General features: G+C 58.3%; 17 protein-coding genes. 2 read left to right on the top strand and 15 right to left on the bottom strand.

The features are described from left to right. Positions 1-103: 103 nt before the first annotated feature. Genes SOM40_RS07370 through gspC form a run of 12 tightly spaced genes read right to left on the bottom strand, consistent with a single transcriptional unit; the run spans position 104 to position 10,846 of the window. A complete protein-coding gene (locus tag SOM40_RS07370; protein WP_320529738.1) occupies positions 104-874 on the bottom strand; it encodes a prepilin peptidase in 771 nt (256 codons plus the stop codon). After that, positions 871-1,356, bottom strand: coding sequence for a type II secretion system protein M (locus SOM40_RS07365; protein ID WP_320529739.1), 486 nt, complete (start codon positions 1,354-1,356; stop codon positions 871-873). The genes SOM40_RS07370 and SOM40_RS07365 overlap by 4 nt, the downstream gene beginning before the upstream one ends. Then, complete coding sequence (gene gspL / locus SOM40_RS07360) at positions 1,353-2,495, bottom strand: type II secretion system protein GspL (protein WP_320529740.1); 1,143 nt, start codon at positions 2,493-2,495, stop codon at positions 1,353-1,355. The genes SOM40_RS07365 and gspL overlap by 4 nt, the downstream gene beginning before the upstream one ends. A 15-nt stretch (positions 2,496-2,510) precedes the next feature. Beyond that, complete coding sequence (gene gspK / locus SOM40_RS07355; protein WP_320529741.1) at positions 2,511-3,527, bottom strand: type II secretion system minor pseudopilin GspK; 1,017 nt, start codon at positions 3,525-3,527, stop codon at positions 2,511-2,513. Then, positions 3,524-4,201, bottom strand: coding sequence for a type II secretion system minor pseudopilin GspJ (gene gspJ, locus SOM40_RS07350; RefSeq protein WP_320529742.1), 678 nt, complete (start codon positions 4,199-4,201; stop codon positions 3,524-3,526). The genes gspK and gspJ overlap by 4 nt, the downstream gene beginning before the upstream one ends. Then, complete coding sequence (gene gspI, locus SOM40_RS07345) at positions 4,198-4,572, bottom strand: type II secretion system minor pseudopilin GspI (protein ID WP_225759183.1); 375 nt, start codon at positions 4,570-4,572, stop codon at positions 4,198-4,200. Before gspI ends, gspJ begins: the two co-directional genes overlap by 4 nt. Next, complete coding sequence (gene gspH / locus SOM40_RS07340; RefSeq protein WP_225759184.1) at positions 4,565-5,050, bottom strand: type II secretion system minor pseudopilin GspH; 486 nt, start codon at positions 5,048-5,050, stop codon at positions 4,565-4,567. Before gspH ends, gspI begins: the two co-directional genes overlap by 8 nt. Continuing rightward, on the bottom strand, positions 5,050-5,493 hold the full coding sequence (gene gspG / locus SOM40_RS07335; RefSeq protein ID WP_320529743.1) for a type II secretion system major pseudopilin GspG: 444 nt from the start codon (positions 5,491-5,493) through the stop codon (positions 5,050-5,052). The genes gspH and gspG overlap by 1 nt, the downstream gene beginning before the upstream one ends. 2 nt (positions 5,494-5,495) lie before the next feature. Further along, positions 5,496-6,704, bottom strand: a complete 1,209-nt coding sequence (gene gspF / locus SOM40_RS07330; RefSeq protein WP_320529744.1) for a type II secretion system inner membrane protein GspF — start codon at positions 6,702-6,704, stop codon at positions 5,496-5,498. Beyond that, positions 6,704-8,182, bottom strand: a complete 1,479-nt coding sequence (gspE, locus tag SOM40_RS07325) for a type II secretion system ATPase GspE (protein WP_320529745.1) — start codon at positions 8,180-8,182, stop codon at positions 6,704-6,706. The genes gspF and gspE overlap by 1 nt, the downstream gene beginning before the upstream one ends. A 14-nt stretch (positions 8,183-8,196) precedes the next feature. Beyond that, positions 8,197-10,104 carry a type II secretion system secretin GspD gene (gspD, locus tag SOM40_RS07320; RefSeq protein ID WP_320529746.1) on the bottom strand — a complete coding sequence of 636 codons (1,908 nt, stop codon included), beginning with the start codon at positions 10,102-10,104 and terminating at the stop codon, positions 8,197-8,199. Positions 10,105-10,117: 13 nt separating this feature from the next. Beyond that, complete coding sequence (gene gspC, locus SOM40_RS07315) at positions 10,118-10,846, bottom strand: type II secretion system protein GspC (protein ID WP_320529779.1); 729 nt, start codon at positions 10,844-10,846, stop codon at positions 10,118-10,120. Positions 10,847-11,144: 298 nt separating this feature from the next. On the opposite strand from gspC, the gene SOM40_RS07310 reads away from it, so the two are divergent. Together SOM40_RS07310 and SOM40_RS07305 are read left to right on the top strand one after the other, a co-directional pair. Then, positions 11,145-12,716 (top strand): ExeA family protein, encoded by a 1,572-nt coding sequence (locus SOM40_RS07310; protein WP_320529747.1) that lies wholly within the window; start codon positions 11,145-11,147, stop codon positions 12,714-12,716. Continuing rightward, entirely contained in the window at positions 12,716-13,315 is a 600-nt protein-coding gene (locus SOM40_RS07305) for a type II secretion system protein GspB, cryptic system variant (protein WP_320529748.1), read from the top strand. Before SOM40_RS07310 ends, SOM40_RS07305 begins: the two co-directional genes overlap by 1 nt. Here the strand turns inward: SOM40_RS07305 and SOM40_RS07300 are convergent. The 3 genes from SOM40_RS07300 to SOM40_RS07290 all read right to left on the bottom strand — a co-directional run bounded on the left by SOM40_RS07300 (position 13,290) and on the right by SOM40_RS07290 (position 15,341). Beyond that, on the bottom strand, positions 13,290-13,913 hold the full coding sequence (locus SOM40_RS07300; RefSeq protein ID WP_225759190.1) for a helix-turn-helix domain-containing protein: 624 nt from the start codon (positions 13,911-13,913) through the stop codon (positions 13,290-13,292). The two genes, SOM40_RS07305 and SOM40_RS07300, sit on opposite strands and share 26 nt — an antisense overlap. Positions 13,914-14,190: 277 nt before the next feature. Further along, on the bottom strand, positions 14,191-15,021 hold the full coding sequence (locus tag SOM40_RS07295) for an N-acetylmuramoyl-L-alanine amidase (RefSeq protein ID WP_320529749.1): 831 nt from the start codon (positions 15,019-15,021) through the stop codon (positions 14,191-14,193). Beyond that, positions 15,018-15,341 (bottom strand): heavy metal-binding domain-containing protein, encoded by a 324-nt coding sequence (locus tag SOM40_RS07290; protein ID WP_106992536.1) that lies wholly within the window; start codon positions 15,339-15,341, stop codon positions 15,018-15,020. The genes SOM40_RS07295 and SOM40_RS07290 overlap by 4 nt, the downstream gene beginning before the upstream one ends. Between the last annotated feature and the right edge of the window lie 73 nt (positions 15,342-15,414).

Raw genomic sequence — 15,414 nt, 5'->3', positions numbered from 1 at the left:
TGGTAAAAGGGTTATTTAACCCGGAGTTACGATATCGCTCCCTGCATTATTTTTCGCGCCTTCGCTTTCACGAAAAAAACTCAGGAAAAACTTGACCGATGAATTAAAAAGTGAAGATGGCGTGCTGCAGAATAAAGATGGTCAGCCCGGCAAACGCCAGAAAAGGGCCGAAGGGAATAACGTTGTCATTGTCCTGATGCCGGAAACAGATCGCCCAGCCGAGAATACCCCCCAGCGCCGCCAGCAGCAGGATCGAGGGTAACGCCTGCCAGCCGCACCAGGCTCCCAGCGCCGCCAGCAGCTTGAAGTCGCCGTAGCCGAGCCCTTCCCGCCCGGTCACCAGCCGGTGCCCCTGGTAGACCAGCCACAGCGCCAGATAGCCTGCCACTGCGCCATACAGGGCATCGGTGAGCGGCAGCAGGTGGGTATGCAGATTCAGCAGCAGCCCGCACCACAGCAGCGGCTGGGTCAGGCAGTCGGGCAGCAGCCGCTCCCGCAGGTCGATCATTGCCAGCGGCAGCAGGCCGCACCACAGCAGCCACAGAGCCAGCAGCACCGGGAGATCGGGTGTCAGCCAGGCGCTGAGGGCGAAGAAGAGCGCGCTGAGCAGCTCCACCATCAGCACCCGCAGGGGGATTGCTGAGCGGCAGCAGCGGCAGCGCCCGCGCAGCATCAGCCAGCTGACCAGCGGGATGTTCTCCCACCAGCGCAGCCGGTGCTGGCACGCGGGGCAGTGCGAAGGCGGATACAGCAGGTTCCCGGCCCCCTCTTCTTCCCGCATCCACCCCGGGAGGCGTTCCACCACCACCCCAAGAAAGCTGCCGAAGATCGCCCCCAGCACGCCGCTGGCGGCACACAACGCCGGGCTGATCATGCGCTTTTCTTCCAGCTCAGCTGGATATCCGCCTTCACGTCGCTGAGGTGATCCACCGGGGTCAGGTTCATCTTCTCCAGCTGCACGCCGGTGGCGAGATTCATCTCCCGCAGCCAGTTTTTCAGCACGTAGACGTTCACCCGGTTAATGGCGAAGGTCAGGGACTGTCCGTCCTGACGCACGTCGCTGAGGGTCAGGTTGATCTCATGGGCGCTGTTTTCCACCGCGCTGCGCGGATTGCTGGTTTTCAACTGCTGAACCTGGAGATGATTTTTGGTAATTTCATCGCGCATCCAGCGCAGCGTCTCCTGCTGTCGGTTCAGCGTCGACTGGCTGCGCCCGATCATCGTGTCCAGCGGCACCATGCCGCCGTAGTACACCGCAGCACAGCAGAGCGCCGCCGCTCCCAACTTAATCAGGTTGCGCTCGCGCACGCTGTACTGCTGATAGCGATTTTTTAACTGCGCTATTTTTGTTTTCATTTATATTTCCCTGTCACCATCGCGGTATAAGGTGGTGTCGTGGAACCAGGCAGTAAAGAAAAGGCAAAACTGGCGCTCGCCTGCTGCACAAATTCCTGCAACTGCTGCGGGTTTTGTGCTTTGACGCTGAGCGTCAGGTTATTTTGCGCGTTGTCATATTCGATACTGTCTATTTCCATGCCCGGCACCCGCCGTTTAATTTGCTCCAGCGCATCCAGCTGCTGGAAAATACCTTTTTTCTGTTTCTTCAGATTCTGACCAAAATGGTATTTGATGTTGCTCTGCTGGCGCACGCTGGGAAAATGGTGCTGATAGAGCTGCACGATCTCCTGCTGGAGCTGGTTCTCCTTCTGCACCAGCATCCACGCCGTGGCGGCACGCGGCCCGGTCAACAACCCGACGCACAGCAGCGCCATCAGCGCCGTGGCGATCCGCAGCTTTTTCGCCGCGCCGCTGTCGGCCACCCGCGGATCGAACTCCCCGTGCAGGAGGTTCACCCGGCAGGTTTTCCAGCGGGCCTGGATCAGCGCCAGCGGATGCTGCCCCGGCAGGGTTTCGCTGCAGGCCACCCCGTCCGGGGCGTCGCCGTAGCAGCGGATCTTCCCGGTGGTTTTCGCCAGCAGCAGCGGCAGCATAGCGGCGTCTACCTGGCAGGCACCGCCCCCGGCGAAGCGCAGCCAGACCTGCTCTTCCAGCGGCACCAGAGTGCTGCTCTCCGCCTCGCCCGGCAACAGCCAGGCGTCCGGCAGGACCTGCACCACCTTCAGCCCGGCGTCCTGGAAGCGCGCCAGCCACTGATGCAGACGCGGAGCGTCAATCGCCACCGCATCCACCTCGCGTCCGGCTTTGCCCAGCACCGTCCAGTGGAGGGTGTCGACATCGCCGATCAGCGTCTCCTCCGCCATCCACGAGAAAGGGGTGTTCTGCGCCGACAGCGTTTTTTTCGCCAGCGTGAAGTGGCGGAAGATCATCTCGCTCGCCGGTAACAGCAGGCAGACGCGGGACGCCAGCGGGTGTGAGGCCAGCTCGCTGAGCGCCTGATGTCCATTCAACGCCATCACCTGCTGACTGCCCGATTCACACCACCATACTTTTGCGTCCTCGCGACTATCGGGACGCACAAAAATTACCTGTTTCATAGACTCAGACTTTTGTTATTCAATCATTCGGTAACGGCGCTGCCAGGTTCTGACCTCGCCCGCCTCGCGCTCTGCCCGCAGCTGGCTGACCACGCGCAGGGTTAACTCGTCGGTATTGCCGGTGTAGTTGACGCGGAAAAAGCGGCTGTTGACGTCGAGCAGATCGGCGGCCTGCTTCAGGTCGTCCTTCAGCTGCGGGGCATTACGCTCCAGCTGCTCGCTAAACGCCTTCACGCTCTCCCAGCCCTCGTCCGGGCGAGAATCAATCACCCGCTTCGCCTCTTCTTCGGTCAGCTTGCCGGGGAACAGCGCCGCCAGCAGGCCCGCCTGCTGCGGCGTCAGGGTATTGACGTCCACCCGGCTGGCGGTGGTCGGCAGGGCGCAGAACAGCCTGCTCACCTTCGGCCACGCCGCCGCCGGAAAGGCGGGCAGCTGTTTAAGTTCGTTCAGGCTGAGCATCATCCGGTTGGCCGGCAGGCGCGCGGGCTGGAGCCCGGCCCAGGCGTCATCCTCCTGCCCCGCTCTGGCGGTGGTGGTGTCCTCATCGAGATAATCCACCAGCTGGAGGTAAATCTCTTCTGCCGTGAGGGTGCTGACCCCGCTGTCGGTGAGCAACTGCTCAACGATCTGCTGCTGACGCGGCTTTTCCGTTACCGCAGGCGCGGGGGTCTCGTCCTTCCCGGCGCTGGCTGGCGCCGCCAGCAGGTTATTGACGTTAAAGCACTCCTGGGCGTCCTCCACCTGGCTGACCACCGTGTAGTACTCGCCCTGGGTTTCCAGCGGCTCATGCCACTCGCCTTTCAGGGTCAGGACGCTTTTCTCGCCGCTGATGGCGGCCAGCAGCCGCTCTTTAACCACCCCCTCCTGACGCTGCATCGCCCAGCGCAGCTGCTGCTGGCTCACCTGGTAGTGGGTTTTCTGCAAATTGCGGCAGAACTGCTGGCTGATTTTGGCCGCCAGGGCCGACATCATCACCAGCAGGATCAGCACCACCAGCAGGGCAACCCCCTGCTGTTTACGCACCCGGCTCATGGCTGTGCCTCCGGGGCGGGCGGGGTCTCTGGAGGGGCCGGCGCATCTGGCGGCGTCTCTGCCGGGACATCCGTCGGTTTATCCGCCGTCGGTTCCGCCGGTTTTGCCGCTTCTGCCGGTAGCTCGCCCGGGGTGGTAAAGACCCAGCGCCAGCGGTCGCCACTCTCCATGGTCAACGTCAGCTCCACGCCGTCCGGCTGGGTGTCGCTGTCGCGCCACGCGTTTTGCCACCCCCCCTGCCAGAAGCGCCACTGCACGGCTTTCACCTCGTTAACGATCGGCACTTCATCCGGTTTAGCGTTGGCCGGGCCGTCAAAGGTCGGCCAGACGTCACGCCACAGGCGGCCACCCTCCAGCCGCCAGCGCACGCGCTCCAGCTGCACCTGTCCGCTGACGCCGTTGAGGGTCGTCATCTCCAGGGCGTTATTTTTCAGGCGAAATACGCCGGTCCCGTTACGCGGTGCCCGCGCCTGGAGCTGAAAAAAATCCCGCTCCAGCAGGCTCCAGGCGCGCTGGAGCTGGTTGAGCTTCGCCGCGCTGGCATCGGTGGCGGAGCTGGTGCGCATCGCGCCATCCAGAATCTGCCAGGCCAGGGTGCTGATCACCGCGAAGATGGTCAGCGCAATCATGATCTCCAGCAGGGTGAACCCCTGCTGACGCCGTGTCTGTTTCACTTTTCCTCTCCCGGCGGGATGATATCCACGTTGATGACCGGCTGGCTGTCGTCGCCTTCGGCCCAGACGCGGATCTCATCCACCCGCCCGTGGTCGGCGGATTTCACCCGCTGCTTGCGCCAGGTCCAGCTGCGCCCGCCCTGGGTTTCCGTGCCCTCTTCCTCGCTATCGGGGAAGTCGCTCTGCATCAGCTGCGCTTCCGCGAGCTGGTTTTCCGCCACCCAGCTGGCCTGTAGGGTATCCGCCAGCCCGTAGGTAAAGCGCACGTTGAGGGACACCGAGTTCATCAGCGCCAGCGCGGCGGTGGAGAAGATCACCAGCGCGACCATCACCTCCAGCAGCGTCATGCCCTGTTGTTTAGCCTTAGCCATCGTTTTCTACCGTTACCGGGGCTGCGCCCTGGGAGATCACGCGGAAGCGGTGCTGTTTATCGTCACTTTGCAGCGACAGGGTGAAACGGCTGATTTCGCCATCCGGCAAAAAAAGGATCTGCGGTTCGGCATCCAGGGTCGCCGCCAGCCGCTGGGGGGACAGCGAAACGTGCATCGCCTCCGGGAAATCGCCGCGGGTCGTAATTCGCCCGGCGGTTAACGGCACCCAGCCCCGTTTGCCGTTTTTCTCTTCGAAGGTCACCAGTTGATAACGATCGGTAGTCATCGTCAGGCCAATAATATTGCCGTCCATCACCGCGCGATCGGAACCATATTCCACAAGGGCTTTTAACTGCTGGCCAAATATATCCGCGCCGCTGCGGGATGGAATCGTCGAGACCACCATCATCGCGCAGCTGGCAAATATCACCAGCGCGAGAATAATTTCCAGCAGGGTAAAGCCGCGTTGCTTACTCATTATTTTTTCGCGAGCGACCAGTTAGTAATATCGTCGGCGGTATTGGCTTCGCCATCCGGGCCGGCAGAGAAGATATCGATCGCCCCGTGTTCACCCGGGCTAACCAGCAGATAGTCGTTGCCCCACGGGTCCTGCGGCAGGCGCCGGATATAGCCGTCGGCGCGGTAGCCGTTCGGAATAGGTGCGATTTCCGGCTTGGTCACCAGCGCCTGCAGGCCCTGCTCGGTGGTCGGGTAGCGGTGGTTATCGAGCTTATACATATCCAGCGAGCCTTCGAGCGCGACAATATCGCTGGTCGCTTTCTGGCTATCGGCTTTCTCTTTATTGCCCATTAAATTCGGCACCACCATACTGGCCAGTACCCCGAGAATAACAATCACCACCATTAATTCGAGCAAAGTGAAGCCCGCCTGACGGGTCAGGTTTTTACGTTTCATCGCCATGATTAACCTACCATGTTATTAAGTTGCAGAAGCGGCTGTAATATTGACAGCACAATAAACAGAACAATGGTTGCCATCGACACCACCAGCGCCGGTTCAAATACCGACAGCGTTAAGGTGATGCGATGTTGCAATGCTGATTCCTGGTTTTCCGCCGCGCGGTCCATTAAATTGCCCAATTCACCGCTCTCTTCACCGGAGGCGATCATATACAGCATGGTGGGCGGGAATAATTTCGCCTGATCCAGGGCGTTATATAAAGAGGCCCCCTGACGCACGGTATCGGCCGCCTGCTCCAGCACCTGCCGGGCATACAGATTTTCGATCCCGTCCATGGCGATATACATCCCCTCCAGCAGCGGCACGCTACTGGCCTGCAAAATACTCAGAGTGCGGATATAGCGGGCGCTGTTGATGGCGCAGACCAGCTTTTTAATCGGCGATCGGTTCACCAGCCAGCTGTGCCACAGAAAACGGTTTTTGCTGTTTCGCAGCCAGGTTTTAAATCCGATAACACCCCCGGCGAGGCTGCCGGCGATATAAATGCCGTAAGCCTGCAGAAAATCGCTCACCGCAATCAGGGTACGGGTGGTGATCGGCAGCTGCTGCTTCATGTGGGTGAACTGCTCGATCACCTGCGGCACCACCGCCACCAGCAAAATGCTGATCACCGCAATCGCCACCACCGTCAGGGTGATCGGGTAGACCATCGCCTGGGTGAGCTTGCTTTTCATCTTCTGGCGCTGCTCGTTGTACTCCGCCAGTTTTTCCAGCACGTCGCCGAGGTGACCGCTTTTCTCCCCGGCCATCACCAGGGTGCAGTAGAGCTTGTCGAAGGTGCGCGGAAACTGGCTGAAGGCGTCGAACAGCGTATGCCCTTCCACCACCTTTTCGCGGATCTCCACCACCATCGCCGCCAGCTTTTTGTCTTCCGTCTGTTTCGAGATCGCCTTCAGGGCGCTCTCCAGCGGCAGCGCGGCGTTGACCAGGGTCGACAGCTGACGGGTAAACATCGACAGCACCGGCGTCGAGAGCTTCGCCCCGGTAGCCGCTTTACCGGCGGCCGCCTTCTCGCGAGTTTCGGTGATGCTGACCGGCATCAGCTTTTGCTCCCGCAGCATCTGGCGCACCTGCTTTTGCCCTTCGGCCTGCAGCGATCCGCGCCGGGTTTTACCCGCCGCGTCGGTCGCCGTCCATGCGTAGAAGGCCATTACTCATCCCCTCCCCGCTCGGCGGTGACGCGCATCACCTCTTCCAGCGAGGTAATGCCGCTGATGACTTTCAGCAGGCCGTTCTCGCGCAGGCTGTAGGCCTGTTTGAAGAGCTGGGTTTCGATGGACATTTCGTCTTTGTCTTCATGGATGGCGCGACGCATGGTGCTGTCCACCACCAGAAATTCGTGGATGCCCGCTCGCCCCTGATAGCCGCTCTGGCGGCAGTGTTCACAGCCTACCGCGCGATAGATCGCCTTCGGCGGGGTCGCCATAAAGCTGAACAGCACCTGTTCATTGTCGTCCAGCGGACTGGTGGTCCGGCAGTGGGTACACAGCCGGACCACCAGACGCTGGGCAATGACACCGAGCAACGATGATCCGATTAAAAAGGACTCCAGTCCCATATCGCGCAGACGGGTAATGGCCCCGGCGGCACTGTTGGTGTGCAGCGTGGACATCACCAGGTGACCGGTCAGCGACGCCTGGACCGCGATTTGCGCAGTCTCCCCGTCACGGATCTCACCGATCATCACCACGTCCGGGTCCTGGCGCAGAATAGCGCGCAGGCCGCGGGCAAAGGTCATGTCCACGCGGGGGTTAACCTGGGTCTGCCCGACCCCTTCCAGCTCATATTCAATCGGATCTTCGACGGTGAGAATGTTGCGCTCATGGCCGTTCAGCGCCGACAGAATGGCGTACAGGGTGGTACTTTTCCCGGAGCCGGTCGGGCCGGTGACGAGGATAATGCCGTGGGGGCGGTCAATCAGCCCTTTTAGTTTTTCCAGCTCCTCATCAATCAGGCCGAGCTTGTTGATATCCGGCTTGAGATTGCTTTTATCCAGCAGACGCATCACCACCCGCTCGCCATACTGCGACGGAATGGTGGAGACACGCACGTCGATGGCCTTGCGGCCAATGCGCAGGGAGATACGCCCATCCTGCGGGAGGCGTTTCTCGGCGATATCCAGTTTTGACATCACCTTGATGCGCGACACCAGCAGCGGCGCGAGCTTGCGCGCCGGCTGCAGCACCGGGCGCAGCACGCCGTCGACGCGAAAACGAATGCTCAGGGTGCGCTCGAAGGTTTCGATATGAATATCCGAGGCACCGTCCTTCACCGCTTCGCCGAGAATGGCGTTGATCAGGCGGATCACCGGCGAGTTTTCGTCGTTATCCAGCAGATCCTCGTTGTCGGGGATCTCCTCGGTTAACGCCATCAGGTCGATGTCGGCGTCCATGTCGTCCACCAGCTGCTGGGAGACGCCGCTGTTCTGCTGCCAGATCTTCGCCAGCATCTCGTCAAAGGCCTCGGCCGTCAGGATCGTCGGGGTGAAGGATCGTCCCAGCACCCGGCGCATCTCCAGCAGGGCAAACGCCGGGGCGTCATCCCGCACCCAGACCTGATCCTGATAAAAGAGGACCCCGTGGGTTTTGGCGTAGTTGCTGGTGCATAACTCTTGACTCAGTCCGTCCATGTTGCGCCTCGTCCTTACTCTTTAAACGGGTTGCGACTGGCCGGCGTGGCGCTGGCCGCAGTCGGGTAAGCGGGCAGCACGGCGTTGCCTTCAGGAGCAACGATACCGAGCTTTTTCTCCTCCAGACGCTGCTGCTGACGGGCGCGGATCTGGTCATATTTCTCTTTCGACGAGGCGCTGTAGGTGTCGTCATCACGCAGGACGGTGGTATGGATAAAGACCATCAGGTTACGTTTCGAGGTATCCTGGGAGGTGTAGCGGAACAGCTGCCCTACCAGCGGCAGGTCGCCCAACAGCGGCACCTTCGAGACATTCTGCTTAGTGTTGTTCTCCATCAATCCGCCGAGAACCACGGTCTGCCCACTGTGGACCATCACTTCGTTATTGATGGTACGGGTGTTGAAGGTCGGGCCGAGGCTCGCATCTTCGGTGGCGCTGGCGTCAACGCTGGAGACTTCCTGCTCAATCTTGAGGTGAATAATGTCGCCATCGTTAATCTGCGGCACAATTTTCAGCTTGGTCCCGACGGTTTTACGCTCCACCGAGTTAAAGACGTTGTCGCCGCTGGTGGTCTGCGATCCGGCCAGCACCGGCACATCCTGACCGACGTTAAAGGAGGCCTCTTTGTTATCGAGGGTAACGACGCTCGGGGTCGAGAGAATGTCGTTTTTACCGTCGGTAGAGAGGGCGGTCATCAGGGCACCAAAGTCGCCGTTAAAGAAGCCGGTCGCCAGACCGGTAAAGCTGGCGACTTTCTGGGTGCCATTCTTAATCTGGCTGATCGGCATCCCGGTCGAGCCAAACTGCACCCCGCCGTGTTTGCTGCTCCATTGCACGCCGAGGTCAAGACCGCTCCCGTCCTGCACTTCAGCAATGATCGCTTCCACCAGCACCTGTGGGCGGCGGATATCCAGCTTGTCGATCACCTTTTCCAGCGAATTCATCACATTCGGCTGGGCGGTGATCACCAGTGAGTTGGTGGCTTCGTCTGCGGTGATGTTCAGATCGCTGCTGGCAGACGCGGTTTTGCTTTTCGCCGTGCCCGCCTTGTCTTTCAGCTGCTCGCCAATACCGGTCAGGACCGGCACCACTTTGCTGGCGTTGGCGTATTTCAGGTAGAAGACGCGGGTGTTGCCTTCGTTGTTCTGCTCGCGATCGAGCTGGCCAACCAGTGTCCGGGTACGGGCCCGGGATTCTTCCGGGCCGCTGATGATCAGGCTGTTGGTTTCGTCGTCGGCCACCACTTTGGTCGCCAGCTGCGGCGCGTTCTGCCCTTTCTGCTCTTCGTTGTTGAGGTTGTTCAGCATCTCTGAGAGTTCTTTGGCTGAGGCGTAGCGCAGCGGGACGATCTCCCGGCGCTGCACCCCGGAACGATCGACGCGCTCCACCAGATCCACCAGCCGGTTGACCACCGAGGCGCGCCCGGTCAGCAACAGCACGTTGGAGGGTTCAAAATGGACCACGTTGCCGATACCCGAGGCATCGTTGAGCTGACGCAGCAGCGGAGCCAGCTCGCGCACCGGCACGTTCTCCATGCGCACCACGCGGGTGATGATCTCATCGCCCTTGCCCGGATTTTTGCTGTCGGCCACCGGCACCCCGGCGGTACGCGCCACGCTGGAGCGCACCACTTTGACCATGCCGTTATCCATCGGAATCACCGACAGGCCGTAGACATCCAGCACGCTGAGGAAGAACTGATAATATTCGTCTTCGGTCAGCACGTTATAGGTTCGGACAGAAACGGTGCCCTGTACGGACGGATCGACCAGAATCGTCTTATTCAGGTTGCGGCTTACCGTATCGATAAATTCGCGAATATCGGTATTATTAAAGCTGGCGCTAAAATTAGCCGCCAGCAATGAACTGGAATAGAGCGAGGCGGCGGTCAATACCAGACACGCCCAGGGAATTTTCTTCATGGCTTTACACTTGTTAATTGTTTAAAACATTAACCCGAATATTTTCAAGGTGAGCGTGACGTCTGACGACAACTTCCGCTTCTCTCATTTTCGACCAGCTGGCGATAATATTTTTCGCCTGTTCTTCTTTCGTCATATCGACGGCGTTCACTTTCACAACCACATCGCCTTTTTGCAGTCCGCTATGACTGAAAAAGGCGGACGCGTTCTTCGGCTTAATTTGATAGCCTTCAAGCGCCCCGTTATCGAACCACGGCTTCAGCACGAAATAGTCGTTGAGATGTAAATTATCAGACCCCGCATCGGCCACTGGCCGTGGGGTGGGCGTACTACTGGTATCGCCTTTAAAATAGTCGGGGCGTTTAATGGCCAACGTCTGGGCGGAGCCCTGGTAGTTGATCACCACATTGTCGGGGTTGATCTCCTCAACCCAGGCATCGCTGTAGCCCGTCAGGCTCTCGCCTTCCCGGTAGCTCTGCTGCCCGGAGGGGGTTTTGATGACCGCAAACGACATCCAGGCTTCGTCACTGTTGATAATCCCTTCCACCTCGGCACCAAGCGGCGTTTTTACCGTGCGCTGGGGGGCATCCTGATAAACGGCAGGCTGGAACAGGGCAAAATCCTGCGCCTGCACCGGCTCGCTCATCGCCGGATCGGGATCCGATACCTTGTCGCTGACTTTTTTATACTCTTTGAAGACCACATATCCCTGTTGTCCGCTAAATATCAGCAGAATAAACATCACACAGGGCATTATCAGTCCATATAAGCGCTGCATTTTCATTATTTAGCGGGCCTTTTAATGCAGAATTACGCAGCCTGATGCTGCACCAGATTTGCGCTCATACTAATAAGGTATTCCGTATCGCTCTATCGGCTTTGCCATTAACTTTAATGCAGAAAAATATTGACCCTCACCAGGGGGGATGTTAGGCCTGATATTCAGGTTATTTTTCTCCAGCCTGGAAATTGACCCTCCTTGCGCCATCCCGTACTTTCGGCAGCGAATATCTGTTTCTGTCATCCCAGGGTGTGTCGTTATGTATCTGAGCCATTTTAAATTCACCGGTCAGCCTTTCAGCAAGGTGACACGTTCTGCGGGCGACTTCTTCGTGCCTTACCATCAGGATGTATTCGGCATGCTGAAGGACAAATCGCGAACGCCAGGGATCATGGGGCTGTTTTCCGACGACGAAACCCTGCTCAGCCAGTTCAGCAGTGAGCTGCTGGCGCAGAGGGCCGGGGTGGCGATCAATGCCTTTCCGAAGCTGAGCGCCAGCGCCCTGCTCTATAAGCTCAACCCCAAGAACACCGATGCCAAAAACAGACTTCATGCCATTGATGCAGTGCTGCGCCAATGGCATGAGGCATTCCCGCGCTGTCGCACCCAGGGCCTGGTGCTGAGTATTTCGGCGATCCAGGCGATGCGCGACAACAGTTGGGAGGTTCTGGGCATGCTGCTGACGCGGGCGCAGGAGTGTGATTTGCCGCTGACCATCCTGCTGACCGGCACGCCGGATCAGGAGGCGCGTCTGCTGGCCGATACCGGCCTCGGCGCCCGGATGCATACGCGCCATACGCTGCGCGCCCTCACCGGCCGCGAGTCTCTTCACTATATTCAGGAACAGATTGCCCACCACGGCGCGGATACCTCGCCGTTTACCCCGGCCCGCATTCGTCGGATGCAGGCCCTGACCAAAGGTTCCGTCAGCCAGCTGAACGTGCTGGCGCACCTGGCGTTGCTGGCCGCATGGACTGAACGTGCCGGGCTGGTGGGGACACGCCATTTGCGTCTTGCGGCGGGGGAAGTGTTACCGGTCAAACGCAGCAACAGGCGGCTCACAGTGGGGCTGTTCGCCTGCGTGGTGTTTGCGGCCTGCGGCTGGCATTTCTCTGGGGCTATCACCGGGGCGCTGCCGTTCAAACCGCCGGTGCCAGCACGCTGGATCACTAAGGTGAGTAAACCTCAGGCCCCGGTGCAGCCGGCGATCGACCGCGAGGTGGTGAATCAGCCGGATGCCATGCATCAGCTGTACACCATGTGGGGGTACGATGCGTCCGCCGAGGAGGCCCTGTGCCAGAATGCTGGCCGGGTGAACCTGCAGTGTAAACAGGGCAGCGCGCCACTGGGCACGCTGGAGCAGGAGGGGTATCCGTGGATCGGCGAGCTGAAAACCGGGGATCACCTGAACTACGCGGTGGTGGCGCGGGTCGGGAAAGATTCTCTCGATCTGCTGATGAATAACCGCACCTGGCAGGTGAGCCGGACCTGGTTCACCCAACATGCCACCGGCAACTATACCCTGCTGCACCGTCTGACGCCGTCAGGCAAAGAGGCGATCACCGCCGCCAGCGACAGCCAGGACGTGAACTGGATCGATGCTCAGTTGAGCCAGGCCCTGAATGCGCCCGAAACGCATACTCGCGTCTGGACGCACACGCTGGAGGCACGAACGAAGGAATTCCAGCAAAACATGCACCTGCACGTTGATGGCCTGCCGGGGGAAGATACCCTGATGCAGCTGATGCGCGTCAACCACACCACACCCGCTATTCTGACCTCGCTGAGCGACAGCGCTGCCGCCACGCCGGTTCAGGGGAAAAAGTCATAATGTCCACGATATCTCTTGCTGCCCAGCGCAGCTATACCACCGGCGAGGCGGTGTGGTTCTCTTACCGCCTGCCGTCGATGAAGCGCGTGCTGGGAGGCGTGCTGGCGACGATCCTCTGTCTGTGCGCGATGGTTATCGCCGGGCTGTACGCCCATCTTTACCATGACCTGCGTCATCCGGCGCCCGCCCCGAAACCGGCGGCCGTCGCTACACCTGACACGCAGGTGTCGGATATGCACTATGTCTATGTGTCGAAACCCTTCCCGCAGCCGAAACCAAAACCGGTGCCGATGACGCCGCTCCCCGCGCCGGAAGAGAGCCCGATTATGGACAGTGAGGCCGACTGGCAACAGGCTCCGGACGGAATACCCCAGGATCAGGCCCTGCCCGATACCCATGAAGAGGTTCATACTCCCTCATTGCAGGAAAGGTTTATGCAGGCCGTTAAAGAGCAGCAATTAGATTATTCTCAAGGGAAAATTCCGCCACAGCCGGACGATGAGATTCTGGATACAGGACAGGAGATAAAAAAATCTCCTCCGGTGGAATCGAAGGAGATCAGGCGGGTAAATTTCAGTAACGTTCCGGCAGACTATTGATGGTAATCAATTTGCCTTTCTCGACCACAATATAGTGACCTTTTTTGAGGTCAGAGAGAATTTTAATAATGGTGCTGCGCGCCAGGTTTGTGTATTCCTGAATATAGTCATAAACGTTCACATCGCGTTTATGTAAAACGATCAAATCGTTAATTTCGAGAAGGAATTCACGCACTACGGAATACGCGCTACGGGCAACCAGAATATCATCACGTTTAGTGAGGATACCGATATACCAGACCAGAACCTGAGTCAGCTGAGCCCAGAGGTTATTTTCACGGATGATACGTTCGAAGTCGGATTTTTTGATGGTGCGGATCACAGTGGTGGTGCGGGCAATGCCGTACATGTGGGCAGCATTGTTGTAAACGGACGCGACGCCTAAAATGCCCTGAGTACGCATGGTAAACATGCTTAACTCATCGGATATCCGGCGGATTTCCACTTCGCCACTGACCACGATATGAATATAATTCGTGTCAGCGGTAATGATTTTCTGCCATTTCTTTAACGTTTTTTCCGGACAATCAGCGGTTGCAGCAATAATCGCGTCTATCGCCTGTTGCGGACGACTATTAATACCGTAGATACTTAACATTATTATGCCTGTTTTCAATTTTTTATATATAACGGGGTGCGGCAACATAAATGTCGCAGCAATAAAAAGGGATCAGGTTCAGATAAAAAGATGATGTACTTTATGTTGAGAGTAACTCTCATATTATTTTTTATTTGCTAAATTGCTTAGCAAGCTATGTGTACATATTAAATGCGGGTAATTTTAAGTCAATTAACTAAAAATGAATTGCGGATGTACTTAAGATTAATCTTAAGAAAAAGCGATAAAATTACTCACAAAGGGTTATTTTTCAGGGCTATTTTTGCCCGTATTTTTCCAGCAACGCTTCGGCAATGGCTATTGTTTCTTTATCAGAAACACCATTCCATAATTGCGGACGAAAATGCATTTGAAATGCCATTATTATTCTTTTCTGTTGTGCAGGAGATATATTCTCCGGCACCTCATACCCATACCGGGCTAACAGATCGAGCAATACCGACGTTTCCACCGGCTGATAGGGTGGCTGCCCGTTAAGATAAAACGCCACCCGGGCCGGATCCGGCCAGGCACCGATCCCCTGCTGAGCCAGCGCCTGCCACGGGAACAGTGGACCCGGGTCGTCTTTGCGCTGCGGAGCGATGTCCGCATGGGCTACCACGTTCTGCGGTTTGATGTCGTAGCGCTGGATAATGTCCTTCGCCAGCGGGATCAGGGCCGCTATTTGCGCCGGTTCAAAGGGGACGAAGCGTTTTTGTCCATCGATTTTTTGCCAGCCGCGATTTTCCAGCTCGATCCCAATAGAGGTGTCATTAATCCGGGTCGCGCCGCGCCAGAAGCTGACCCCGGCATGCCAGGCCAGATCGCGCTCCGGCACCAGCTGCCAGATCCGCGGCTTGCCGTTGTGCCGGGGCGGGATCGCCGGGATCAAATAGTGGGAGCTGACGTTTTTATCGGTGAGGGTAGCGAGGGAGCTGTCAAAGTCGTCAGCGGTGTAGTGGATCACCAGCACCTTGACGCGGGGATAGGCCGCCTGCGCCTGACGTCGGGTATCCAGCTCATAGGCGCCTTTGTCCACGACGCCTTTCTCTGTTGCACAGCCTGCCAGCAACAACGCCAGCAGGACGGGCACAATGGCACCCTTCATCGGCGCGTTTTCACCGCCGTACCGCTGACGCTGACCATCAGCATGCTGGCGTCTTTCCCGACGGTTTCGTAGTCGATATCGATACCCACCACGGCATCGGCACCGAGGGCCTTCGCCTGCTCGCCCATCTCTTTGAAGGCGATCTCACGGGCTTTACGCAGCTCTTTTTCATAGGCCCCGGAACGGCCACCGACGATATCGCGAATCCCGGCAAAAAAGTCGCGGAAGACATTGGCCCCGAGAATGGCTTCACCGGTCACTACGCCGCAGTATTCGCTTATCGGCTGCCCTTCCAAAGTTGGGGTGGTGGAAAATTGCATGTTCGTCTCCTTATTGCGCGTTGAGTGCCTAACCGATTAAGAACAAAACCATTATCCGATCGTTACGCTATCA

The organism is Leclercia sp. CFBP8987, from assembly GCF_034044995.2.
In the GTDB taxonomy this organism is placed as follows: Bacteria; Pseudomonadota; Gammaproteobacteria; order Enterobacterales; family Enterobacteriaceae; genus Enterobacter; species Enterobacter tamurae.
The sequence above is the reverse complement of the archived record's forward strand: the minus strand, read 5'-3'. Positions and strand labels throughout refer to the sequence as shown.

What these genes read in the sequence shown, in the direction of transcription:
- SOM40_RS07370 (WP_320529738.1), bottom strand. Translation starts at nt 874, where the DNA reads ATGATCAGCCCGGCGTTGTGTGCCGCCAGCGGCGTGCTGGGGGCGATC.
- SOM40_RS07365 (WP_320529739.1), bottom strand. Translation starts at nt 1,356, where the DNA reads ATGAAAACAAAAATAGCGCAGTTAAAAAATCGCTATCAGCAGTACAGC.
- gspL (WP_320529740.1), bottom strand. Translation starts at nt 2,495, where the DNA reads ATGAAACAGGTAATTTTTGTGCGTCCCGATAGTCGCGAGGACGCAAAA.
- gspK (WP_320529741.1), bottom strand. Translation starts at nt 3,527, where the DNA reads ATGAGCCGGGTGCGTAAACAGCAGGGGGTTGCCCTGCTGGTGGTGCTG.
- gspI (WP_225759183.1), bottom strand. Translation starts at nt 4,572, where the DNA reads ATGGCTAAGGCTAAACAACAGGGCATGACGCTGCTGGAGGTGATGGTC.
- gspH (WP_225759184.1), bottom strand. Translation starts at nt 5,050, where the DNA reads ATGAGTAAGCAACGCGGCTTTACCCTGCTGGAAATTATTCTCGCGCTG.
- gspG (WP_320529743.1), bottom strand. Translation starts at nt 5,493, where the DNA reads ATGGCGATGAAACGTAAAAACCTGACCCGTCAGGCGGGCTTCACTTTG.
- gspF (WP_320529744.1), bottom strand. Translation starts at nt 6,704, where the DNA reads ATGGCCTTCTACGCATGGACGGCGACCGACGCGGCGGGTAAAACCCGG.
- gspE (WP_320529745.1), bottom strand. Translation starts at nt 8,182, where the DNA reads ATGGACGGACTGAGTCAAGAGTTATGCACCAGCAACTACGCCAAAACC.
- gspD (WP_320529746.1), bottom strand. Translation starts at nt 10,104, where the DNA reads ATGAAGAAAATTCCCTGGGCGTGTCTGGTATTGACCGCCGCCTCGCTC.
- gspC (WP_320529779.1), bottom strand. Translation starts at nt 10,846, where the DNA reads ATGTTTATTCTGCTGATATTTAGCGGACAACAGGGATATGTGGTCTTC.
- SOM40_RS07310 (WP_320529747.1), top strand. Translation starts at nt 11,145, where the DNA reads ATGTATCTGAGCCATTTTAAATTCACCGGTCAGCCTTTCAGCAAGGTG.
- SOM40_RS07305 (WP_320529748.1), top strand. Translation starts at nt 12,716, where the DNA reads ATGTCCACGATATCTCTTGCTGCCCAGCGCAGCTATACCACCGGCGAG.
- SOM40_RS07300 (WP_225759190.1), bottom strand. Translation starts at nt 13,913, where the DNA reads ATGTTAAGTATCTACGGTATTAATAGTCGTCCGCAACAGGCGATAGAC.
- SOM40_RS07295 (WP_320529749.1), bottom strand. Translation starts at nt 15,021, where the DNA reads ATGAAGGGTGCCATTGTGCCCGTCCTGCTGGCGTTGTTGCTGGCAGGC.
- SOM40_RS07290 (WP_106992536.1), bottom strand. Translation starts at nt 15,341, where the DNA reads ATGCAATTTTCCACCACCCCAACTTTGGAAGGGCAGCCGATAAGCGAA.